This window comes from Bremerella sp. JC817, assembly GCF_040718835.1.
In the GTDB taxonomy this organism is placed as follows: Bacteria; Planctomycetota; Planctomycetia; order Pirellulales; family Pirellulaceae; genus Bremerella.
In genome coordinates this window covers 115,302-138,001 of the sequence record NZ_JBFEFG010000240.1, presented here as the reverse complement: position 1 = coordinate 138,001, position 22,700 = coordinate 115,302, and the positions used below count along the sequence as shown (strand labels likewise).

The 22,700-nt window shown below is 57.1% G+C and carries 12 protein-coding genes and 1 tRNA gene; 10 read left to right on the top strand and 3 right to left on the bottom strand.

Annotated features, from left to right (window positions below):
- Window positions 1-7: 7 nt before the first annotated feature.
- Both AB1L30_RS02185 and AB1L30_RS02180 read right to left on the bottom strand, forming a co-directional pair.
- Window positions 8-898 (bottom strand): hypothetical protein, encoded by an 891-nt coding sequence (locus tag AB1L30_RS02185; protein ID WP_367011691.1) that lies wholly within the window; start codon window positions 896-898, stop codon window positions 8-10.
- A gap of 34 nt (window positions 899-932) precedes the next feature.
- A complete protein-coding gene (locus AB1L30_RS02180; RefSeq protein ID WP_367011689.1) occupies window positions 933-2,552 on the bottom strand; it encodes a hypothetical protein in 1,620 nt (539 codons plus the stop codon).
- A 445-nt stretch (window positions 2,553-2,997) separates the two neighbouring features.
- Here AB1L30_RS02180 and AB1L30_RS02175 point away from each other — a divergent pair.
- Window positions 2,998-3,070: transfer RNA gene (locus tag AB1L30_RS02175), tRNA-Phe, on the top strand.
- 235 nt (window positions 3,071-3,305) lie between these two features.
- Here AB1L30_RS02175 and AB1L30_RS02170 read toward each other — a convergent pair.
- Window positions 3,306-3,644: an HU family DNA-binding protein gene (locus tag AB1L30_RS02170; protein ID WP_367011688.1), complete on the bottom strand. Its 339-nt coding sequence runs from the start codon at window positions 3,642-3,644 to the stop codon at window positions 3,306-3,308.
- Window positions 3,645-4,203: 559 nt separating this feature from the next.
- Between AB1L30_RS02170 and AB1L30_RS02165 the strand changes: the two genes are divergently transcribed.
- The 9 genes from AB1L30_RS02165 (at window position 4,204) to AB1L30_RS02125 (ending at window position 22,690) form a co-directional block, all read left to right on the top strand.
- On the top strand, window positions 4,204-8,826 hold the full coding sequence (locus tag AB1L30_RS02165; protein WP_367011687.1) for a PQQ-binding-like beta-propeller repeat protein: 4,623 nt from the start codon (window positions 4,204-4,206) through the stop codon (window positions 8,824-8,826).
- Window positions 8,827-8,991: 165 nt separating this feature from the next.
- Window positions 8,992-10,038: a MoxR family ATPase gene (locus AB1L30_RS02160; protein ID WP_367011686.1), complete on the top strand. Its 1,047-nt coding sequence runs from the start codon at window positions 8,992-8,994 to the stop codon at window positions 10,036-10,038.
- Window positions 10,007-10,909, top strand: coding sequence for a DUF58 domain-containing protein (locus AB1L30_RS02155; RefSeq protein ID WP_367011685.1), 903 nt, complete (start codon window positions 10,007-10,009; stop codon window positions 10,907-10,909). Before AB1L30_RS02160 ends, AB1L30_RS02155 begins: the two co-directional genes overlap by 32 nt.
- Window positions 10,910-10,925: 16 nt before the next feature.
- The gene (locus AB1L30_RS02150) at window positions 10,926-13,241 is read left to right on the top strand and encodes a BatA and WFA domain-containing protein (protein WP_367011684.1); all 2,316 of its coding nucleotides are present in this window, start codon (window positions 10,926-10,928) and stop codon (window positions 13,239-13,241) included.
- Window positions 13,238-15,988, top strand: a complete 2,751-nt coding sequence (locus AB1L30_RS02145; protein ID WP_367011683.1) for a hypothetical protein — start codon at window positions 13,238-13,240, stop codon at window positions 15,986-15,988. The genes AB1L30_RS02150 and AB1L30_RS02145 overlap by 4 nt, the downstream gene beginning before the upstream one ends.
- Window positions 15,985-18,312 carry a hypothetical protein gene (locus tag AB1L30_RS02140; RefSeq protein WP_367011681.1) on the top strand — a complete coding sequence of 776 codons (2,328 nt, stop codon included), beginning with the start codon at window positions 15,985-15,987 and terminating at the stop codon, window positions 18,310-18,312. The genes AB1L30_RS02145 and AB1L30_RS02140 overlap by 4 nt, the downstream gene beginning before the upstream one ends.
- A gap of 57 nt (window positions 18,313-18,369) precedes the next feature.
- Window positions 18,370-20,361: a hypothetical protein gene (locus tag AB1L30_RS02135; protein ID WP_367011680.1), complete on the top strand. Its 1,992-nt coding sequence runs from the start codon at window positions 18,370-18,372 to the stop codon at window positions 20,359-20,361.
- Window positions 20,358-21,419, top strand: coding sequence for a hypothetical protein (locus AB1L30_RS02130; RefSeq protein ID WP_367011679.1), 1,062 nt, complete (start codon window positions 20,358-20,360; stop codon window positions 21,417-21,419). The genes AB1L30_RS02135 and AB1L30_RS02130 overlap by 4 nt, the downstream gene beginning before the upstream one ends.
- 35 nt (window positions 21,420-21,454) lie before the next feature.
- On the top strand, window positions 21,455-22,690 hold the full coding sequence (locus tag AB1L30_RS02125; RefSeq protein ID WP_367011678.1) for an NPCBM/NEW2 domain-containing protein: 1,236 nt from the start codon (window positions 21,455-21,457) through the stop codon (window positions 22,688-22,690).
- Window positions 22,691-22,700: the final 10 nt, after the last annotated feature.

Below are 22,700 nucleotides of genomic sequence, written 5' to 3'. Positions count from 1 at the left end.
CTTTGGGCTATCTCGGTTGACGATACATCTGACGAATGACAAAGAACTCGTATCCGCCCGATGCGGGCTTGATGCCGAAGACTGTCTTTTGAATCGTGGTGAGGGGACGTTCCCCCATGTACTGCTGCTCTATAAATGCGAGCAGGTTTTCGGTGTCGGCAGGGTAGAACTGCATCGGAATGCGACCACGCGTGTCGACTCCGGCTCGCTTGAGAAGTTCCAGGTCGGCTTCTCGCAAAGATCCTGACTGCCAGGTGAAGTAGAGTCGGTCTTCTTCCTTGCCGGATGCGGTCCGACGCGTCGGACCACCGGCAGAAAACTTCGACGCATAGTCGATTGTCTGCTGGCCACCGCCCGCCATGCCGAGCTCGATCTTGAAGTGGTCGAGCTGCTTGGCGTAGTTGTTGATATCGGAACCGGAGAACTCGATCTGCCAGCGTTCCCAGCGGGGCACGACGTCAGGGCCGTTGCCTTCGGGACCGAGCGGACGACTATCCCCTTGTCCGTTACCACTGTCGGTCGAAACGGCTGCACCATCGACGTTTTCCAGGGCAGCCTCTTGCGAGGTGACCGCATCGGTGACCGCTTCGTAGCTCGCTTCGATTTGCGGTTCGAGCACTTCTTCCAGTTCTTCAAGACCTGGCGGTTCTAGATCTTGAGCCACACCCATCGCATGGTCTCCGCGGCCTGGGGCAGGTTCAATGATCACCGGAATCGAAACGTTGGTTTCCCAGTTTCGTGTCGTGAGGTAGATGACGAACAGCACCCCCACGCCAGTCCCCACCATTAACAGCAAGGTGACCAACAAGCCGGAGACCTGGTCGTACGCCGAAACTCGAGCCAGGTCTTTGTGGGCCGGCTTATGTTTTTTCTTTTTGTCGGAGGCGATCGATGCCATGAGAGAAGAAAAGGCTTTCTAGGAAAGGAGGCGACTAGTCGATAAACCGAGCATTGGGTCGCAGCGATTTGTACCAATCTTTCCACTGCGAAATGGCGGCATCTCGCTTCATGGGGTTCATGTCACTCGACATCCCAAAGCCATCGATCTTACGACTGATGAACCGCAAGGTGTCGCGGGCTTCGATCGCGATGCGTGGGTCTGGATCTGACAACGCGAAGATCAAAGCGGGCACGCTCTCGAAATCTTTCGCATCGCGGATGGCCCGCACAGCCATCAGGCGAGCCGCGTAACTTCCATTACGTAACTTTCGCCGGACCGCTTGCAAGGCAATCTCGCGATCTCTGCCGGTCAGGCTCAAATCGAAGGTCATATCGGCATCGACCAGATCGTCGAGCGAGCCGTCGTCTTGCTGAAGCATCTCGAGAAACTTCTGCGTTTCCGGAATCTCTTTTGTGTTGACGATCTTTCCGTTTCGAAGTTCGGCTGCCGACAGATCATCGGGAAGACCACGACCACCAGCTAGAAGACCATTGTCGAAGGTCTTCACATGCTTCTTGATCGTTTCTGCCGTACCACGCACCAGAAACAGAATGGCGAACGCGGTCCCTACCGGCGGACCTTCGTCGGTCGCTCGGACCGAACCGTTTTCGTGCACCATCGATTTGATGTACTTGAAGCCTTCGTTGTACCAAACGGGGTTCGGATCAGGCTGGCCAAGATCAAGCTCGTAAAATGCCTTGTAACGCTCTAACGCGTACAAAAAGTAGAACGGCCAGCGGTTCCCCTCGAACTTGATATTCGCATCGATCCACGCATTGCCCATTTTCTTGACCGAAGCGAGCGCCTCGCGATTGACCAGCGAGCGTGCCTTCTTGATGCGTTCGGCTCGTTCGTCTGCGGTCACTTCGACAAAGCCTGAGGGCAATTCCGAGTCGACATTCTTCCGGCGGTTGCTCATATCGAGCGCGTCGGCGGAAACGTACAAAGAACAGAGCCCCGCCGTCGTCAAACTAGGGCGAATCTCCGCTTGATTCACCCGGGGTCGGCCCACAGGCGAGATATTTCCCTGGTAACCGAAGGCCCCCGACGGGTCCTGGACCGCCATGATCCAGTTCGTCAGACCTGCGATGCTTTCGATTGGGACCTCGAAGTGATTCTCATTCGCCAGCCACAACCCTAGGGCCGCGTATTGGGTCATCGAGTTATCGCCCGTTTCCTTCTCTTGATAACCATAACCACCGTGCGGCTTTTGGATCTGGACGAAGAACTTGACTAGATTGTCGATCTCTTGGTGGTAGGTATCGGGATCGAGTTCGCACAGGAAGATCAACGCCAGGCCTGCGTCGTAAACCACATCGTGCTTGTATTCCGGCACCTTCTGAGCGAACTGCTGGCAAGCGGCGATTGCCTCTTTGATCTTGGGGTGATCTTTTGCGGTGCCAGACTTCATCAAGGCGAGAGCGATGACAGACTTTCCACCGATTCGCGGATGAGATCCCTCTCTTACAAGATAGGCATTGGCAGCTTTGACGATCTGCTGCACTTCCGGCGATTTCGGTCCCAGCGCGAAGGCAGGCCGAATGGTGCTCACAGTCCAAAGAAGGGCCATGGCGCAGCAAACGACAACCAGACGCGCGGGTTTCGTTGACATTGTCATCGGATTGTAACTCTGTTCCCAAGATGAGTTGCGCGTAGGTCATTGCGAGAACCTTGACCGACCGGCCTGCGTCGATGACCCAGATTGCCAGCCGAAGATTCGCGAATGAAAACTACGTGGGGGCGTTATTCCCCCAAAAAAGGGCCGTTCTTTGCCTCTTCCGGCCCTGTAATCCGCAATGCCGTTCAAACTAGGAATGTTGAAACACCTTGTCAAGCAATCTGTGAATAATTGCGCAGGCCCGTAGATAATTCCATACTTTCCAGGTATCCGCAAACTTCAAGGCGTCTCGTATCCTTTCGTGGGATTGTTCAAACGGTGTGCAATTCGGATCAACGTCTGATGAGTTTTGCCAAGAAATGACGTAAGTAGAGTCACCTCAACGCCCCCCAGTTGACAACCCACCAGCAGACATCTAGACTTAGCTCCTTCCAAATGAGGTCAGGTAGCTCAGTTGGTAGAGCAATGGACTGAAAATCCATGTGTCGCCGGTTCGATCCCGGCTCTGACCACCTTTCAAGCACGCTTCCAGCGTGCTTTTTTTGTGCGCCCACGCAATGGCGTCCCTTTAGAATGGTTTCGCTTGAGGCCGGGCGCAATAAGCCGCCCCACCACCCCCTCGGCAGAGGAGGGTAGTTTGAGAACCCTTTCTCTTCCATCAGCGCACAAAAAAGGCCCCCGAAATCTTTGATTTCGAGAGCCTTTTATGATTCTTACGTTAAACGCAAGACCCTGCAGGGCAATGGTTTAGACCATTTCCTTCAGGTTCTTTAAAGGACGAACCTTGACCTTCGTCGAGGCTGGCTTGGCTGGAACGTCCATCAGTTCGCCTGGCTTGAATGGGTTCGGCACGCCCTTCTTGGCTGGACGAGCAGGAACCTTCTTCTTTTCAATCTTCACGATGCCAGGGATGGCGATCGCACCAGCACCGCTACGACCCAGAGCCTTGCCGATTTCGGCGGACAGCGCGTCCATGACCGCACTGACGTCCTTCTTCGCAACGCCCGTGGACTCTGCGATGTTAGCCAGCAGTTGGGTCTTGGTGAGGGGTTTCTTGACGGTTGCAGCTGCAGCTTTCTTTGCCATGGGGTTTCCCTACTAGAAAGGCTATCCAATGTAAAAATGGGTCACTAATATCCGATTTCCGGAACGCGTCGATTAAAGAAGTTTGCCACGGTTTTTCAAGACAGCCAAACCACAAAAAGCCCGTTTTCCCGGGAAATAGCAAGAAATTTGCCGGAAAACCGGGCGTCGCACCTGTTTTTCAGGGTTTTAGTCCTGCTTTTCCCAGCCTTGCATGCATGTTTAGGTACCCCGTTCACACGAAAATCACTGCCTTTTACCGGGTCATTGGGCCTCGATTCGCCATCGACGAGATGTCCGTAACGTAAACCCGCACGATTTTCTCGCTTTCCAGGGCTCAATTTCTCTGTCCAAGAATGTCAAAACTTGTTTTCCTGAGAGAAATTGGAATAGAGTACATTAAGCGTTGCCAGAACAACGCGTGGCAGGATTGCCGTTCATCACCGCGCTCCTCCCTTCAACGGAAATGCAGGGCATGTTCATGTTTCGGAATGTATCACCTCTCCCTCGCTTCACTTCGATCTGTCCGAAACTCTTTTTCTGCTGCTCGATCCCTTTATCGTTGGCAGCCCTCGTAGCGTCGCCTCAACTGGCCCACGCCCAGTTCTCGACGCCCGGCCAAGAGCAGATCGACCTCGAGTCGTCGTTCTTTCTGCCGATCCCACGAGAAGCTCGCCTGCAGATGGAGCGGATCCAAGAGGCGGCTCAAAAAGAACAGTGGACCGATGCCGCCCAGAACCTGATCGCGATTCTGGCGGGCGAAAGCTCGGAGGACTTTCTGGTTCCACTGACCGAAAAGAAACAAACCACTTCCAGCAGCATCAAGACCGCCACGCTCGAGATGGTCCGCAAACTGCCGCCGCAAGTTCTCGAAGCGTACGACCTGCTGGTCGGCGGCGAGCCTGACGCCTTGCTGCAAGAGGCACTGATCACGAACGACCCGCGTAGGCTGTCGGAAGTCTCGCGACGGTTCTTGTTCACACCGGCGGGCGAGAAGGCCTCGATTATCCTGGCCCGCAAAGCGATGGACTCCCGGCAGTGGGAAGGGGCGCTGCTCGAGCTGAAACGCCTTGATTTCAAGCCTGAAAAGTCTCGCAAATACAAAAACGAAACCGACCTGATGCGGGCCGTTTGCCTGCGAGAGGTGGGCGACAAAGAAGAAGCCAAAGCGATCGTTGCTCAGTTGAAAGACGATCAGTCGCTCCGCAAGCTGCTTCCTGGCATGAAGATTGTCGGCAGCACTTCGCCGGAACAAATTCTGGATCAGCTTTCCCAGGTCACGGCTTCGTCTGAGTTCCCTCCGTACGCCTGGACGATGTTCCAAGGCTCGGAATCGCGCACTGCACCTTCCCGCGGTAGCGAACCGCTGCAAGAGATCCAGTGGATCGCCCGCATGGCGCAAAGCCGGCAGCAGCAAGACGAGATCCGGCAGTCGATGCAGCGATTCCAGGACAATCGCGTGTCGGTCTTCCCAGCAATCCATCCGGTGGTGGTCGCCAACCAGGTGATCTTCCGCACACCGGCCGGCTTATTGGCCACCGATATCCAAAGCGGCAAAGTGCTGTGGAAGTATCCCTGGGATAACATCGACCTCGACTTGCCGCAGCAAGAACAAGACCTGCTGACAAACATCTTCCCAGGCCTCGGTCGCGAATTTGAACGAGCCATTTGGGCTGATGCCCGCTCTGGCCACCTTTCGTCGGACGGCAAGCGGTTGTTCTACGTTCACGACGAACAGCCACCTGGCGACAACCTGAGTGTCCTGCTGGCCAACCGTGGCTTGCAGCCGATGTCGGGGCTGTTCTCCGGTCAGCAGAATCACCTCTACTGCTTCGACATCGAGCGCGAAGGAGCCGTTCTCTGGCAGATTGGCGGTGCCTCCAGCGAAGAAGACAACCCTGATGATCAGCTATCTGAAACGCGTTTCCTCGGTCCGCCACTTCCGCTAGGCAAAGACCTGCTGATCCTGGCAGGCGTGATCGACGAAATTCGTCTGCTTTGCCTCGATGCCGAAACGGGCAAGGTGAACTGGACGCAGCAACTGGCTCGTCAGACCAGCAGCGGCGGTGCTGACGTGTTTGAAACCTATCTTCAGGCCGCATCCCCTTCGCACAAGGGTGGCATCCTGGTATGTCCGACGAACTCGGGCTCGGTGGTGGCGGTCGACTTGTCGAACCGTACTTTGCTGTGGGGTTTTCAGTACAAAGAACCCGATCGCAACCGTCCTGGCATTCGCAACTCGCGACGCGATCAGTCGAGCGACTTCATGGCCCTGGCCGACCGCTGGAACGATGGCACGCCGCTGATTCATCAGGGGAAGGTCCTCGTCACGCCAACCGATGCCGACTACCTCTACTGCATCGACCTGCTCACCGGCGAGAAGCTGTGGGAACGCCCACGTCGCGATAACGTGGCTTTGGCTACGGTCACCGACAAACTCGCTTTGGTGGTCGGTAAGACCTCGGTCACCGGCGTTGATATCGAAACCGGCGACTCGCTGTGGAGTTCCGGTGACGTCAGCCTACCGGACCAGTCGCTTCCAAGCGGTTATGGTTTCCGCCTTGATGAAAAGTACTACCTGCCGACCTCGCAGAATCAGATCATCCCGATCACCCTTGCCGACGGCAAGCTGGGCGAACCGATCGAAGCGGTCGGCGAACTCGGCAATCTGGTCTGCTACAAAGATTACGTGATCTCGGTCAGCCCAGAGTTTGTCACCGCGTACAAGCAGATCGATGCCCTCCGCCGCGAGGTGACGGTTCGCTTGGCGAAGAACGGCAACGACGCCGAAGCCCTGCGAATGCTGGGCAAGCTGCAAAAGCATGATGGCGACCTGGCAGGGGCGTTGGCCTCGCTGCAAAGTTCGATCGATATCGAACCTTCTGAGGAAACCCGTACCCAGCTCGTCTCAACCGGACTGGCAGCCTTGGGCCAAGACTTCTCGAAGTTCCAAGACGTCGTGCCGCAACTGGAAGGCCTCGTCGAATCGCTGGACGAAAAGATCGCCCTGGCACGTTTGACGGCCCGTGGAATGGACGCGGAAGGCTTGAATGACGAAGCGTTGACGCGTTACTTCGCCTTCCTCGATCTGACCGACGAATACCTCAGCTCGCAGGTCGTTCCCAACGAACTGCTGATCCATGACTTCGATCCAATGGTCGAAGCCAGCGCCGATCGCTGGGCCCGTGGCAAGATCAGCATGCTGCGTGACAAGATGACCGAAGAAGAGCGGAAGCGTGCCGACGCCGCCGTGCAAGAACGCCTAAAGAAGATCTTGGCGGCCGATGCCGGAAACCGTTCGCAGTTGGCCCGCTTCGTCAACCGCTTCCCACGTTTCCCCGCCGCGAGCGAGGCCCGTTTGAAACTGGCCGAAGAGCTTTACGCGAAGGGTCTGATTCTGCAGGGTGAAGCGGTCGTCCGGACGCTGATGGATCAAGGCATCGAGCTCGATAAGCTTGGCCCGCTCGTTTATCAGCAAGCCTCTGGTCTGAAGAAGTCGGGCCTGGAGAACGAATCAGCCCAATGGTTCAAGCAGATCTCCGGTCCGTTCAGTGGCGTCGCTGTCGATGGCAGTCGCACCGGTCGCCAGGTCGCAGCCTTGCAGCAGTGGGATCCGGTCGCCGCCGATATCGTTCGCGACAAACCGCTCTGGCCGTATGCTTCCGCCGAAGTGGAAGTGAAAGAACATCAGAATCAGGGCTTCAGCCGGGTCGATTATCCGATCCGCCTGAAAGAACAAAACGACCAATACCGCACGAACTATTCGCTGCTCTTGGATAGCGAAGCGAACTTGATCATCGTGCGCGATGAATTCGGCAACCCAACGGTTCGCATTCCGTTCACCACGCAAAGTGGCCGGAAGTTGTACCAGCCGCAGATTGGTGCGTTGCATGCCCAACAGTTTGGTCACCTGCTGGTGATGTCGCTGGGAAGCGAACTGCAGGCCTTCAACATGATGCCCAACCTCCCGAGCGATGACTCGTCGCGTCTGCTGTGGAACGCCGACCTGCAAAATGGCATGGGTGGGGCGAATCGCCGTACGCGTGAATTCGATGTCTATACGAAGAAATCGAACCCGTTCGCTGAAATGGACCGGACTGCCCGGGATGTGACCACGCATAAAGCGATCGGCCAGTTCGCCGGCGACCATGATCTGATTTGCTACCAGATCGGCGGCCGGCTGATCTGCCGCGATCCACTTTCCGGAGTGACCTATTGGGAACGCATGGGAGTTCCGATGGGAAGCGAACTGGTGGTGACCGACAAGCACATCATTGCCATTCCGGAAGACGACGAACGCGAACGAGGCGAACTCGGCGACGTCGTCACCGCCCAGGTCATCTCTGCCGACAACGGCGAACTGCTTTCGACAGTTGAACTACCTAGTTCCGATCGGATCTGGACGGTTCGCGAAGGGGTGGTCGTGGTCTGGCAGAAGGCAACCGGCGATGGTCCTCAAGGCCTGGAAGGGTACGAAGCCGCAACTGGCAAGCTGCTCTGGACGCAAACCTTCGAGGCAGGGTCGTCCCCGAAAGGTGTCCTGCTCAACCGTAAGCCATGGTTTGCCACGCTCGACAAATCAGGCAAGATGCAGGTCATCAACATCCTCGATGGCAAAGTGGTCTACGCGAACCAGCTTCCACGCGACGGCGAAGCCATTCAATTGAAAGCGGTGGAATCAGACGATCAGTTCCTGCTGGCCGTTTATCGCGACATCAATCCGCGACCTCATTTCCGCAGTATTCCGTATGACAATAGCGAGACGTTGCTGCGAGGCGAGGTCTATGCGATTGAAACCGAAACGGGAAAGATGCTGTGGAACCAGCCGGCCTTGGTGCACGACAACTACTTGCTGGAAACCTTCCAGTCGAGTGGCTTGCCAGTGGTTGCCATGGTGGCTCGATTGCATCGCCCCGATGCGCGGACCCCGCAAATGAACTCGGCCCTGGAAGTCCTGCTGCTCGACAAGCGTGACGGACGTGTCCTGTTCCGCCAAGAGTTCAGTGAGCTGAGCGTGACCTTCGCCTTGACCGGGAATCCCAGTGACCTGAGCGTTCAGGTAGAATTGGCCGCACTCGAGGTCAACTTGAAGTTCGATCCCGACCAACCGAATGTCCCGGCCCCACCGGCAGCCACGGAGATTGACTTTTCCTACCCCCCTCAAGCGGATGAAACGTCTAATTAAGGGCCACCTCCCCGAGAAGAGTGGTTCCTTAATAAGTTGTGAAAATGCGCAGCCCCGGTTACCATAACAGGTGTTAAAGTTAAGCGGATTGGGCAGTTGGTCCGAGTCGCAGAAACTTGACAGGCTGCTCATCAAGATGTCTCCAATTCAACAGAAAGAGCCTGGATGTCCGAATCTGAGTTCGCCGCATCGGCGATCGAGAAAATATCTGTCGCGCGTGCGCGAATCCTCGAACAGTTGGGGCAGGTGATCGTCGGCCAGTCGGACGTCATCGAAGAGCTCCTGATCTGCTTGATGAGCCGCGGCCATTGTCTGTTGGAAGGCGCCCCAGGTCTGGCCAAGACGCTGATGATCAGCACCTTATCGAAGGTGCTCGAGCTGAGCTTCAGCCGCATCCAGTTCACGCCTGACCTGATGCCGGCCGATATCACCGGTACCGAAATCATCGAAGAGAACAAATCGACCGGTTCTCGCGAGTTCCGCTTTCTGCAGGGTCCGCTGTTTTCGCACGTGATCCTGGCGGACGAAATCAACCGTACGCCTCCGAAGACGCAAGCCGCGCTGCTGGAAGCGATGCAGGAACGGACCGTCACCGTCGGCCGTGTCCGTCACGAACTGGCCGATCCATTCTTCGTGCTGGCCACCCAGAACCCGATCGAACAGGAAGGGACTTACCCGCTGCCGGAAGCGCAGCAGGACCGCTTTATGTTCAAGGTGTTCGTGAAGTATCCAACCTTCGACGACGAATTCGAGATCGCTCGTCGCACCACCGCCAAGCAGTCGGTCAAACTGGAACCAGTGCTGACAGCGGAAGAACTGATCGAACTGCAAAGCCTGGTTCGCGATGTTCCTGTTTCCGATCACGTGATTCGCTATGCGATCACCCTCGTTCGTCAGACCCGTGTCGGCGAACCCGGCATTCCTGAGTTCGTCAAGGAAATGCTGTCTTGGGGTGCTGGTCCGCGTAGCGTTCAGTTCCTTATCCTGGGCGGCAAAGCCCGGGCTCTGCTCAATGGCCGCACGCATGTCTCGACCGATGACATCCAAGCGCTGGCCAAACCCGTTTTGCGGCACCGCATTGTGCTGAACTACGGCGCGGAAAGTGAAGGAGTGTCGGCCGACGATGTGATCGATCGGATTCTGCAGGAAACGCCCGCCAAAGAGGATCAGCTAACCAGCGATGCCCGATTCCAAAAAATATTTGCATCCTGAGACCCTCGGGCGGATTTCCAAACTGGAACTTCGCGCTCGGCATGTGGTCGAAGGCTTTCTGTCCGGTACTCATCGTAGCCCATACTTTGGTCAGTCGATCGAGTTCCTCCAGCATCGCGAGTATGCCGTGGGGGACGATCTGCGCCATATCGACTGGAAAGTGCTCGGCAAGCACGACCGCTACGTTATCAAGCAGTACGAAGAGTACACCAATCTTCGCTGCATGCTGATGGTCGATGCCTCGGCCAGTATGAGCTACGGCGACGGACCGATGACCAAGTACGACTATGCGTGCACCATTGCGGCTTCGCTGGCGTACTTGATTTTGAAACAGCAGGACGCAGTCGGCTGTGCCGTGTTCGACGACTCGATGCGTTACCGAGTGCCGGTCCTCAGCAAACGGACCCATCTCAACACCATCGTCGAGGCCTTAGCCAACCAGTCTCCACGCGAAAAGACCGACATGCAGACCATCTGCAAGCAGTTCGCCGAGACCTATACGAGCCGTGGCCTGGTGATTGTTATCTCGGACCTGTTCGGCGATGTCGAAGCAACCTCGAAGGGGCTGCGGATTCTGCGTCAGCGAGGTCACGACGTGATGGTCTTCCACGTGATGGACGACGACGAACTCGACTTCCCGTTCACCGGCTCGACCCGGTTTGAAGGATTGGAACTGCCGGATCATCTGACCTGCAATCCACGAGCATTGCGGGAAGGTTACCTGGCGGCCGTCAACGAGTTTACCGCCTCGATGCGTCGCGAATGTAGCAAGAACACGGTCGATTACGCCCTGGTTCGTACCCGCGATTCCTTGGCGACTGTGTTGACGACCTACCTTTCCAATCGACTCGGCATGCACCACCGCAACTAAGTTAGTCTGAGGCGTAATGCTTTTCGTTTATCCAGCCCTGGCTTGGGCATTTGCCCTCGTTTCACTTCCCGTGTTGATCCACCTGATCAACATGATGCGGCACCGGCGCGTGAAGTGGGCGGCGATGGACTTCTTGATGCAGAGTCATCGCCGGATGAAACATTGGGTGATGCTGCGGCAGTTGCTGCTGCTGCTGACCCGCATGGCAGCGATCGCCCTGATTGTGGCGATGCTGGCTGGTCTGATCACCACGCAAAGCTTATCGAGCGTTCTCAGCGATCAAGTCACGCACCATCTGATTTTGGTCGATGACACGTTCTCGATGCAGGAACGACTGGGAGGCGACACCGCCTTTCAATCGGCCGTTCAAACCACCAACCGCATCATCGAGAACCTGGCCAACCAGGATCGGCCGCAACGCATTTCGGTGATGCTGTACTCCGACATTCTCCGCGGCGATGCCGGCACTAAGGCTCCGAACCTGGAAGCCCGGATGCGAGTCGACATGGACTCGACCAGCATTGCCAAGCTACAGGAATTACTGGCAAACCTGACACCGACCGAACAGTCGATCGCCTTGCCGGAAGTGCTCCAGCGAACCAGCGAAGTGGTCGACCAGTTCGAGCAATCGGAAGCGGCGACCGTTTACGTAGTATCTGACTTCCGCGAGAAAGACTGGGGCTCGGAAGCGACATTGCTCGATCCAATCTCGCGAATCGAAGAACGGGCCACCGAGCTGAACTGGATCAACTGTGCCCGGCTTCCTCAAGACAACCTTGCCATCACCGACGTCACCATCGGCAACGGAACCGTGGTCGCCGGTATCCCGACGATCGTGAAAGTTTCGATCCGCAACTTCGGCCAGCAATCGGCGGTCGACGTGCCGGTGAACATCGAAATGTTCGGCCCGAAAGATGGCAAGACCGACATCTCGCAGGCCGGCAACTCACTGGAACGTTTATACGATCAGCTTCCGATCACCTTCGACGACATTCCGCCGGGCGACCAGGTCACACGCCAGACTCAGGTCATCTTCCCAACCGATGGCTCGCACGTCCTCGCGTTCCGCCTGCCGGAAGATCCACTGCCGCTCGACAATCAGCGTTTTGCCTCGACCGATGTCCAGGCCAACATTCCCGTGCTGATCGTTGATGGCGATCCGAAACTGACCAGCGCGTTTTACTTGCAATCGGTCTTCAATCCTGGCCCGAACGTGTCGACTGGTGTCAGCCCAACAACCGCCAGCAACAGCTTTCTAACGACGGCCGAGGCGAAGGATCTCGAGAAGTTCGAGACGATCTTCATCATCGATCCGCCGCAGTTTGACGAACGTGTCATCAAAACGCTCAAGCAGTACGCCGAAGCAGGGGGTGGCATCGTTTGGTATTGCGGGCCTGGTTCCAGCGAGATTGGTTTGGCCGAACTGGCCGCAGCCAACTTGCTGCCGACCTCGCTGGAAGCTGCTGACGAACTTCCACAAAACATTCCAGACGGACCTTCCGATTTCGCCCCAGGCGACAATCCGATCTTCCGGGTCTTCGCCGGCGAGAAGAATCCCTTCCTGCGACGCCTGGTGGTGAATAACTACTTCCCGGTTGTCCCTGATTTCGAGCTATCCAAGCCTGACGAAGTTCAAGTCCTTGGCTCGCTCCGCAACGGTGCTCCGCTGGTTCTCGAACATCCGGTAGGCCAAGGCAAAGTGGTGACCTTCCTCACTTCGCTCGGTCCGCAGTGGAACAGTTGGGCGACCAACCCAAGCTTTATCGTGATGGTGCTCGAACTGCGGAACTACGCCGGGAAAGGGAAGTTCGCCGCGGCCGCCAAGCCTGTCGGTTCGCCGATCTCGGTGACCGCTCCTTCGTCCGACTACCGCGAATCGGTTCAGTTCTACACGCCCGGTTCGACTCGCTTGCCAACCGATCGCAGCGAGTCGGTCACGATGCAAGCCATCCCGGGCACACTCAACAGCGAGGCCACCCTGGCCGGCATTGATTCGGTCACCGGTCGTTTCATTACCGGTTCGGCCGGCGTGTACGAGGCCTGGATGACGAAGGTCGACGGATCGAACGAAGTCCGCCGTTACTCGCTCGCTCCAGAGATCGCCGAAAGCGATTTGCTGGGACTGACCGAAACCGACCTGCGACAGCTTTACCCATCGGTCATGTTCAACTACTTCGCCGCGGATGCCTGGCAGTATGACAATGCCGCCAACCAAGGTACCAACTGGCAATCGATCTTGCTGATGCTGGTGATCGGAGCGTTGCTCTTGGAACAAGTGCTGGCCTTTTACGCGAGTTACCATCCGGTGGCTCCAGGAGCGACCGCCGCGTGAATCAGGCCACCAACACCGTAACCGCCTATCAGTTCAGCCGGCTAGCCGAACTTCCCAACTGGTCGCAATGGGCAGCCTTGGTTGCTGTTGTCGTCGCCATCATGGTGTTCGTCTGGTGGTGGTCGCGTCGCGATACGCACGCATTGCCAGGCCTCAGCCGACTGGTTTTGTTCGGCCTGCGAACCGCCGCACTGCTTGGACTGCTGCTCTTCTTCTTCAACCTCGAAAAGAAAACGCAGCGTGAAGTTCGCGAGAACTCCCGTGTCGCCGTGCTGGTCGATACGAGTCAAAGCATGGGGCTTTCCGACGATGCCCCTGGCACCGGATCCGATCCGACCTCCCGGGCCGACAAAGCGATTGCCCTCCTTTCGCAAAGTGATCTGGTCAGCGAACTTCGCAAAGATCATGACGTCAGCGTGCTGACCTTCGACGACTCCTCGCCACCCCGGAACGTCGCGTTCTTCGGTCGTACCGGCGAGGCCGCCGATATCGCTGACGATCAGCCAAGCGAATCGTATGAACAACAGTGGTCCGAGATGACCTGGATCACCTGGACCGGCATCAGCCTGATGGCGGTCGGCGTGGTGACGCTGCTCGCCGCCGGCATCTTCGCGACCTCGGCCAGCGCCGCGTACATGAACTTCGTCAGTGCCATCTGCCTGCTCGCCGCCTTTGTGCTGGTCGGGGCAGGGGACCTGCGAAACGATCAGGTTCGTCCGTGGGAGATCGTGTTCGGCAAGTCTTCGCAGAAGCCAGCCGACACACAAACCGATATTCTCTCGACCGAAGACGAAACTAAGTCGGACGAATTGGCAAGCGTCGACTGGGCCAAGTCACTGCAGCCAACCGGCCTTGAGACCCGTATCGGCGATGCCGTCATTCAACTGGTCAACCGTGAACGTGGTGGTCCGTTTGCCGGCATCTTGCTGGTCTCGGATGGTGCCAACAACGAAGGTACGCAGCCGATCGAAGCGGCACGCATGGCCCGCGAGATCGGCGCCCGGATTGTGACAGTCGGCCTTGGTTCCGATCAGCAGCCGCAGAACGTGCGGATTGTCGACCTGGAAGCACCTTCCAAAGCATACCCAGGCGATCAGTTCCAACTCCGGGGCTACCTTCAAGGCTTCGGCATGCCCAACAAGTTTGTCACGCTTCAAGTTGCCTCCGGCGTGATGGACGACGAAGGAAAATTTCAGGAACAATCGATCGACATGGCTTCCGAGCCAATTCGCCTCGGCGAGGATGGCGAAGTGATTCCGGTCGATTTCCAAATCACGCCAGAGAACATCGGTACCCGGGCCTATCAGCTTCGGATTGTTTCCGCGTCCGAATCGGACATCGACCCGAGCGACAACCAAAAGACGGTCAAGGTTCAGATCGTTCAGCAGCGTAACCGCGTTCTGCTGGTCGCCGGTGGGCCAACGCGTGAATATCGCTTCCTCCGCAATCAACTGTTCCGCGATAAAGATGTCGAGCTGCATGTTCTGCTGCAGACCGGCGAACCAGGGATCTCGCAAGAGTCGGACGAACTGCTGTTCGAGTTCCCTGACGATCCGACCGTGCTGTTTGAAGAGTACGACTGCATCGTGGCGTTCGATCCCGATTGGTCGAAATTCTCGTACGATCAAATCCAACTGCTGGAACGCTGGGTCGGCGAGAAGGCTGGCGGCCTGATTGTGGTCGCTGGTCCGATCTTCACGCCGGTGTGGGCGAGCCAGAAACGCGGCAATGACGCGATCGACATCGTGAAAGACCTTCACCCGGTGACCTTCTTCAGCCGCGGTACCGGAATCGGTCTGGGGCGATTTGGTTCCGAGACACCTCATAAGATTCTGCTCTCGTCCGAAGGGCAGAAGTCGGAAGCGCTACGACTCGATTCCGACGCCGACGTAAGTGCCCGGATCTGGCAACAGTTTCCCGGTGTCTATGGCTACTTCACCGTCAGTGGCGTGAAGCCAGGTGCCGCGGTGTGGGCCGAGATCGACGGCGATTCGACCGGCAAGTCGCCGGTTTACATGGCTTCGCACTTCTACGGAGCCGGCCGCGTCATCTTCCTGGGAAGTGGCGAAATCTGGCGACTGCGCTCGATGGGTGTCGGCTACTTCGAGGCCTTCTACACCAAGCTGATTCGTTACGCTTCGCAGGGCCGGTTGGCTCGCGACTCGAGCCGTGGTTTGCTGCTGGTCAGCGCCGATCGTGTCTCGCTGGGCGAAACAGTCGACGTGCGGGCCTTCCTCACCGATGCCCAGCACAACCCGCTGACCGATCCGCAACTGGAAGCCCGCCTGGTGAAGCCAGACGGTACTGAAGAATCGTTGATGCTGCGACAACTTCCAGAGTTCGAGGAAGGTCAGTACGCCGGACAATTTACGCCGCTGCAAGATGGCGAATATCGCGTTGAAGTAATGCTGCCGGGCGGTGGCGACGATAGCCTGCTGACTCGCGAAGTTAGGGCTCGAATCCCCGATCGCGAAATCGCGAACCCTCGCCGCGACGATGCCGTGCTGACCGCGCTTAGTGGGGAAACAGGCGGCAAGTCGATCGTCGGCATTAATGACCTGATGAAACAAGAGAACCTGGCGGCCCTGGTTGGCCCCGAGGCTCTTCCACCACGAGATATGTTTACGGCTCTCCCTGACCTGACCGACCGAACTTTCCAGCTTCAACTGCGAGGCTGGCTGATGGCGTTCATTGTCCTGGCGTTGAGTGTGGAATGGATTCAACGGAGGTTCGCGAAACTGGCATGAGCACTTCTCGTGACCCCATTCCTGATTCGATCCTGCAGCTTCTCGACAAGCTCCGCAGTGGCATTCGCCGCTACGTGATCTTGGAAGGAATCGCCACCATTCTGATTTGGTTGGGGATCGTCTTCTGGGTTGGACTGGCTCTCGACTATTTGCCGGTCACCTTCGGGGCCAGCGAAATGCCGGTCGAAGCACGGACCGTTGTGCTGGGGATCGCCGGCCTCGGCTCGGCCTGGCTGCTGTTTCAGTTGATCCTCCGCCGCGTCTGGGTGAAGCTTCCCAATCGAAGCATGGCCCTGCTGATCGAACGCCGTTATCCGCAGTTTGGCGAAAGCCTGCTGACGACGGTCGAAGCCGCGGAATCGACTTCCGAGATGGATGCCTACGAGCAAGAGATGCTCGCCCAGACACGTCGCGATGCGTTGGCCACGTTGCCGGAAGCGAACGTCACCGAGTTGTTCGATCCAACCCCGCTCTGGCGTAAAGGCTCGTTGGCGGTGGGGGCGTTGCTCAGCATTGGCTTGTTCGCCCTGGTCGCTCTGCCAGCGTTCCAAACCTGGATGAGCCGCCTGGTGATGCTCAGCGATACGACCTGGCCACGTTTGGCCCGAATCGAAGTGGTGGGGGTCGAAGTCCTTCAGCGGAGCGACGCCGGGGACGAAGAAGGTTCGACCACGGTCGTGCTGCCGTTCACCGATGGGGTCGTGAAAATTGCCCGTGGCAGTTCGGTGCGACTGTTGGTTGCCGCCGATGCGAACGCCCCGTACACGCCTCGTTACTGCTCGCTCGTCTATCGCACCGGCGATGGCGTGTCGGACTCGGTCCGGATGCAGCGAATGGGCAATGCCGACGACGATGGCAAGGTCTCGTTCGTTTACGACCGTAAGCCGCTGATCAGCATGACCACGTCACTCGGCTTCGATGTGATTGGCTACGACCACAAGTTGTCGGACTATCGCATTGAAGTGGTCGATCGACCGTTCATCACTCGCAGCGAAGTCGACGCCGTCCTGCCGGGATACACCGAATTGCTTCCACGTAAGGAAGCGGTCTCTGGGGCGACGCAGCTTCCCGTTGGCTCGCAGGTCACCTTGTCGATGGTTTCCAGCAAGCCAATTGTCTCGGCCACGCTGTTTGACCTGGGAACGAAGGAAACCAAAGAGCTGACCTTCGATACGCCGATCACCGAAATCCAGGAAACGTTCGCCAGCTTGTCACGCGATCTTCCGCTGGAGGTCTCGCTCACCGACATCGACGGCGTCTCGAACGAGATTCCATACCGTTTAAAGATTACGGCTGTGCCTGACTCGCCACCGGCGGTCGAGATGCGTCCGGTCGGCATTGGTTCGGCCATCACCAAAGATGCCCAGATCCGGCTGGAAGGTCGCATTCAAGACGACTTCGGCGTGGCTCGCTCTTGGATCGAAGTTCAGGTCGTTGGTGGCGCGAAGATGGAAATCCCGGTTACCACCGATATCGACGGGCTGTTCTCGACCCTGATCGACTTGAAAGATCAGCAGACGCCCGATGGCATTTTGCGGGTCGAACCGGACGACAAGGTTACGATTTCGTTGTTCGCCCAGGACAAGTGTGACCTGGACGGCGAAGGAAACATCGGCACGGCTGACCGACTGCAACTCGATGTGGTTACCCCGGACAAGCTGCTATCACTGCTGGAAGGACGCGAGCTCGACCTGCGTCGCCGCTTTGAGCAGATCCGGGAAGAAACGATCCGCCTTCGCGAGGAATACGCCCGAATTCAGATCGACGCCAAGCGTTTCGCCCAGGGAGCCGAGAAGTTCGCCGCCGCGGAAACTACCCCGCGAGAGGGAGAAACGCCAACCGATCCACAAGAATTGTTCCGAAAGGCACTCGATCTGCAACGTTTGCGGATCCAACGAGCCCAGCAGGCGAGTAAGAAAGCCGATGGAGAACTTGTAGGTATTCGGGTAGGTTTCGAAGAAATCCGGGTCGAATTGACGTCTAATCGGATGGATACGACCGCTCGCAAGGAACGACTCGAGAAAATGATTATCGAGCCGATCCAAAAGCTGTCCGATCCGATGCATGCTCAATTACAAAGCACGACGCAAGAATTGGAGGCACTGTACGACCAGCCTGAGCCGTTTCTGCCGGTTGTAGAGGTTGCCATACAGCAGACCGACGCAATCATTCTCGAAATGGAACGTATCCTAGAGAAGATGTTCGATTTGGAGAACTTCAACGAACTTATGGAAAAGATGCGTCAGCTGATCGACGCTCAGACCGAACTTCGCGAAGAAACGGAAGATTTGCGGAAGAAGCAGATCCTGGATCTGTTAAAGTAAAAGAACCGGTGGCCAAATAATGGCCATCCCCTTTTCTGAGAGAGTAGGGAGAACCTAATGCCTGAATGTCCTGCGAAAACTGGTGCGCGGTTTGGACTGCGAGGGCTGATTCTCCTGACTTGCATCGTCCTGGGCCCTTCGTTTCTGCTTGCCCAGGAAGTCGCCACAAAAGATGGCCTGTCTGATCGCCAACGGCAACTGAGCACGAATTTCGACGAGCTCGAAAAGCTGATGCTCAAAATGGCTGATATCGACGAGGCCAACAATCCTCAGCGTTCCAATCTGCTGCGCGAAGCGGTCCGCAACAGCCGTAACCTGCGTGTCCAATCGCGGATGCAAGAGACCACCGATTCCCTTAGCGGCGGTCAGCTCAAGCGAGCCAGCGATCAGCAGACATTGATCGAGAACGATCTCCGTTCTCTCTTGAAGCTATTGCAGAGCGAAAACCGCGACGAACAGCTGAAAGATGAAGAAGCGCGCATCAAGAGCTACATCAAGTCAGCTCAGAAACTGCTCAATCGCCAACGCAGTATCCAAGGTCGCACCGAAGGGGGAAGCTCTCCCAAACCGCTCAGTGACGAACAAGCCCGTCTGGCCGACGACGCCAAGTCGCTCTCTGATATGATCGCCGAACAAGAAGAAGGAGGTCGCCCCAGCGACCGTCCTCAAGGCGAGAACGGCGAGTCTGGCGATTCCCAAAACGGAGATCAAGGCGATTCGTCCGAAGGTGAGATGAAGCCAGGCGAAGAGAACGAAGGCGAATCAAAATCGGGCGAAGAAGGGGAATCGACCGAAGGGAAGCCTGGCGAGGAAGGCCAAGAAGGCAAACCATCTGGCGAGAAGTCAGGGGAGAACGCCGAAGGCAAGTCAGGCGAAGGCGAAAACAAACCAGGGGAAGAAAAGTCTGGTGAAAACCAATCAGGCGAGCCATCCGAAGGTGAGTCAGACAAGCCGGAAGGTGACATGAAAGAGGGTGCCCCCTCGGACAAAGAGTCGAAGTCTGGCGAGTCGGAATCGAAGCCCGGCGAGATGGGCGAACCGAGCGAATCTGGCGAATCGAAAGAAGGCGAGTCCCAAGAAGGGGAAAGCCAGGAAAGTAAGCCTGGCCAACCAGGGCAACAAAGCCAACAGCAAGGACAACAGGGCCAGCAAGGCCAACCCGGAGAACAAGGCGAGCAGGGCGAACAAGGCCAGCAGCAACAGCAGCAGGAAGAGTTCTCGCCACGTAAACGTATCGAAGAAGCCCAGCGCCGCATGGAACAGGCTCAAAAGAAGCTTGACGAAGCGGACAAAGAAGGTGCCGTCCAGGAACAGCAAGCGGCCCGCGACGAACTCGCCCAGGCCATCGCCGAGCTGGAAGAAATCTTGCGTCAGCTTCGTGAAGAAGAAATCGAACGCGTGCTTGCTCGCCTCGAAGTCCGTTTCACCAAGATGCTCGAAATGCAGCTTCGCGTGAACGACGACACCGAACGCCTCTCGCAGATCCCGCTCGACCAGCGTGGCTCGGCCGAAGACGCGGAAGCCGGCAAACTGAGCTTCGCTGAAAAGCAAATCATGGTCGAAGCCGACAAATGCCTCGAACTGCTCAAAGAAGAAGGCTCGTCGATCGCCTTCCCTGAGTCCCTGCAGATGGTGCGGGAAGACATGCAGGAAGTCGCCAATCGCCTGGGCCAGTCCAAGCTCGACAGCCTGACCATCACCATCGAAGAAGACATTGTGGCGGGCCTGGAAGAACTGCTGGAAGCGCTAAAGCAAGCCCAGCAGGAACAGGAAGAACGTCGTCAGCAGCAGCAACAGCAACAACAGCAGCAACAACAACAAGGTGAAGAACCACTGGTCGACCAGATCGCTGAACTGCGGTTGATCAAGTCGATGCAAGTTCGCGTCAACCAACGAACCAATCGATACGCTCAGATGCTGGACAACGCCGACGACGAAGTCGGTCAAGCCACCAGCGAAGATCTGAAAAACCTGTTACGGGATTTGGCCGAACGTCAAAGCCGGATTTACGACATCACTCGGGACAACGTTCAGGGGAAGAACCAATGAGTTTTCGCCGAATTGCCAGCAGCCTGACCGGTTTCGCGGCTCTTGCCGGACTGCTCAGCTCTGCGTGTCTGGTACACGCTGAATCGGGTCTGTCGGTATCCAATCGCTGGACGCCTCCTTCCCGCCAACAGTTGTCCGAAGAACTCACCGCGTGGTCCCAAACCACGCATGCTCCGAATGAAACCAAGGATCGCCTGTTGAGCCTGTGGGCCGAAGATGGCGACACCACGCTCGACCTGCGACAACTGCTCGATCAATCGCTGGAAATCACGTCCGTCGATATCTGGCAGCAACTTCAAGCGTTTCAGGACACCGGCATTTATCAAGGCCCGATCGAACTCGATCCTGCCAAGCCCGATGCGTGGCCGCCAGCGTTTCTGGTGCATCATGCCAAGTTCGTTTACGGCAAATGGCTGGCGGAAAAAGGCTTCTACGATGAAGCCCTCACCGAGCTCGACGAACCAACGCCAGACCAGGTCGTCGACCCGGCTGCCTTGCTGTTCTTCGAGGCTGCTTGTCAGCACTACTTGCTTCAGAAAGACGAATGCGTCGCTACGCTGCAGCAGCTTCTGGCTCGTTCGGAAGGTTTGCCAGCTCGCTACCTCGCCTTGTCGCAGATGATGCTGAAGGATATCGAACCGCTCGAAACCGATTCGCTGGACGAAGTGGCTCGCCTGATGCGAGACATCGAACGCCGCTTAGATCTCGGTCGTGCCGGCAAGAAGGTTCGCCAGACTGAAGAAGACGTGGTCGCCAAGCTCGACAAGATGATCGAAGATCTGGAAAAGCAGCGTCAACAGCAGCAGCAACAACAGCAATCGCAAGGGGGTGGGCAAGGCTCGCAACCGATGCAAGATAGTCGCCCTGGCACCGAAAGCGGTCCTGGCGAAATCGACGAAAAAGAGATGAAGAACAAAGGCGAGTGGGGCGACCTTCCACCGAAGGAACGCCAGGAAGCTTTGCAGCAAATCTCGAACGAATACCCCTCGCATTATCGCCGCGCGATTGAAGAGTACTTCCGCAAAATCGCACGGGAACCTTCGTCCGGCAATAACTAAGTTCCCACCACCGACGCCTCGCACCCCAAAGCTTCATGAAGACGTTTTGCTTGATCATGCTCTCGCTCCTCGCCGCACCACCTGCGGTCGAGGTGCAGCAATTGGATGGATCCAAAACTGAAGGCAACCTGGTTCAGATGACGGCCGATTCCATTTCGTTGGGCTTGGCCGATGGAACTTCCAGCACGCTTTCAACCAAAGACATCATCAATGTGGTGCCCACTTCACCGGCGCCGTTCGAGCCGCAGGCGCCACCTGTCTTCGATGTTTCGCTGGCGGATGGCTCGCAGCTTCTGATTGCGAACCTGAACATTTCTTCTCGCACGGCCGATCTCAAATCGCCCGGCGGCAATAAGATCTCACTCGGCAAGAGTGCCATGAAAGGCATCCGCTTTCTGCACCCCGAAGCCGATGCCAGCCTGGCGGACGACGACCCTTTCAAGCAGCGGTGGTACGAGATCGTCAGCGAGTACACCGGAGCCGACGCAATCGTGCTGATACGCGAAGGGGACCTCACCATTCAGGAAGTGGTCATCCACGGCGTCTCTTCCAAAGGAGTGAAGATCCAACTCGACGACCTGACCACAACGGTCGATTTGTCGAAGCTGTACGGCCTGCTGTTCTATCAGCGTGGGGCACGGACGTTTCCATCGCCACTTTGCCTGGTCGAACTGAACGATCGCTCGAAGCTGTTGGCCCGTTCGGTCCAGCTCAACAACGGTCATACCCAGGTCACCACGCTGACCGGAACCGAAATCCCGGTCGCCTTCGACCAGATTACCAAGCTAGACTTTGCTGCTGGCAACATTCAATTCCTTGACGAAATGAAGCCGGCCCGCGTCACGTGGACTTCGGTTCTGCAGTCAGGCATCGCGATCGATGACTTCGCGATGGTATATGCTCCGAAGATGAACACCTCGTTCCGCGGCACGACGTTGACGCTGGAAGAGGATGGCGAGCCGGTCGCTTATTCCCGCGGCATGGCCGTCCACGCGACTTCGGAACTGCTGTACGACCTGCCAACCGGGTTCCGCCAGCTTCAGATGCGAGTCGGGATCGACCCGGCCAGCCTCGGTTCGTGCACGGCCAAGCTGCAGATCGTGGGCGACCAGAAGATTTTGTTCGAGAAAGAATTCTCCGGCGACACTCAGCCGGAAGACATTGCATTGAATATCTCAGGCGTTCGCCGAATGAAGATCATCGTCGATGCGGCAGATGGTGAAGATTGGGGCGACGTGCTGCACCTTTGCCAGGCACGCCTGATCAAGTAATCCAAGAGAA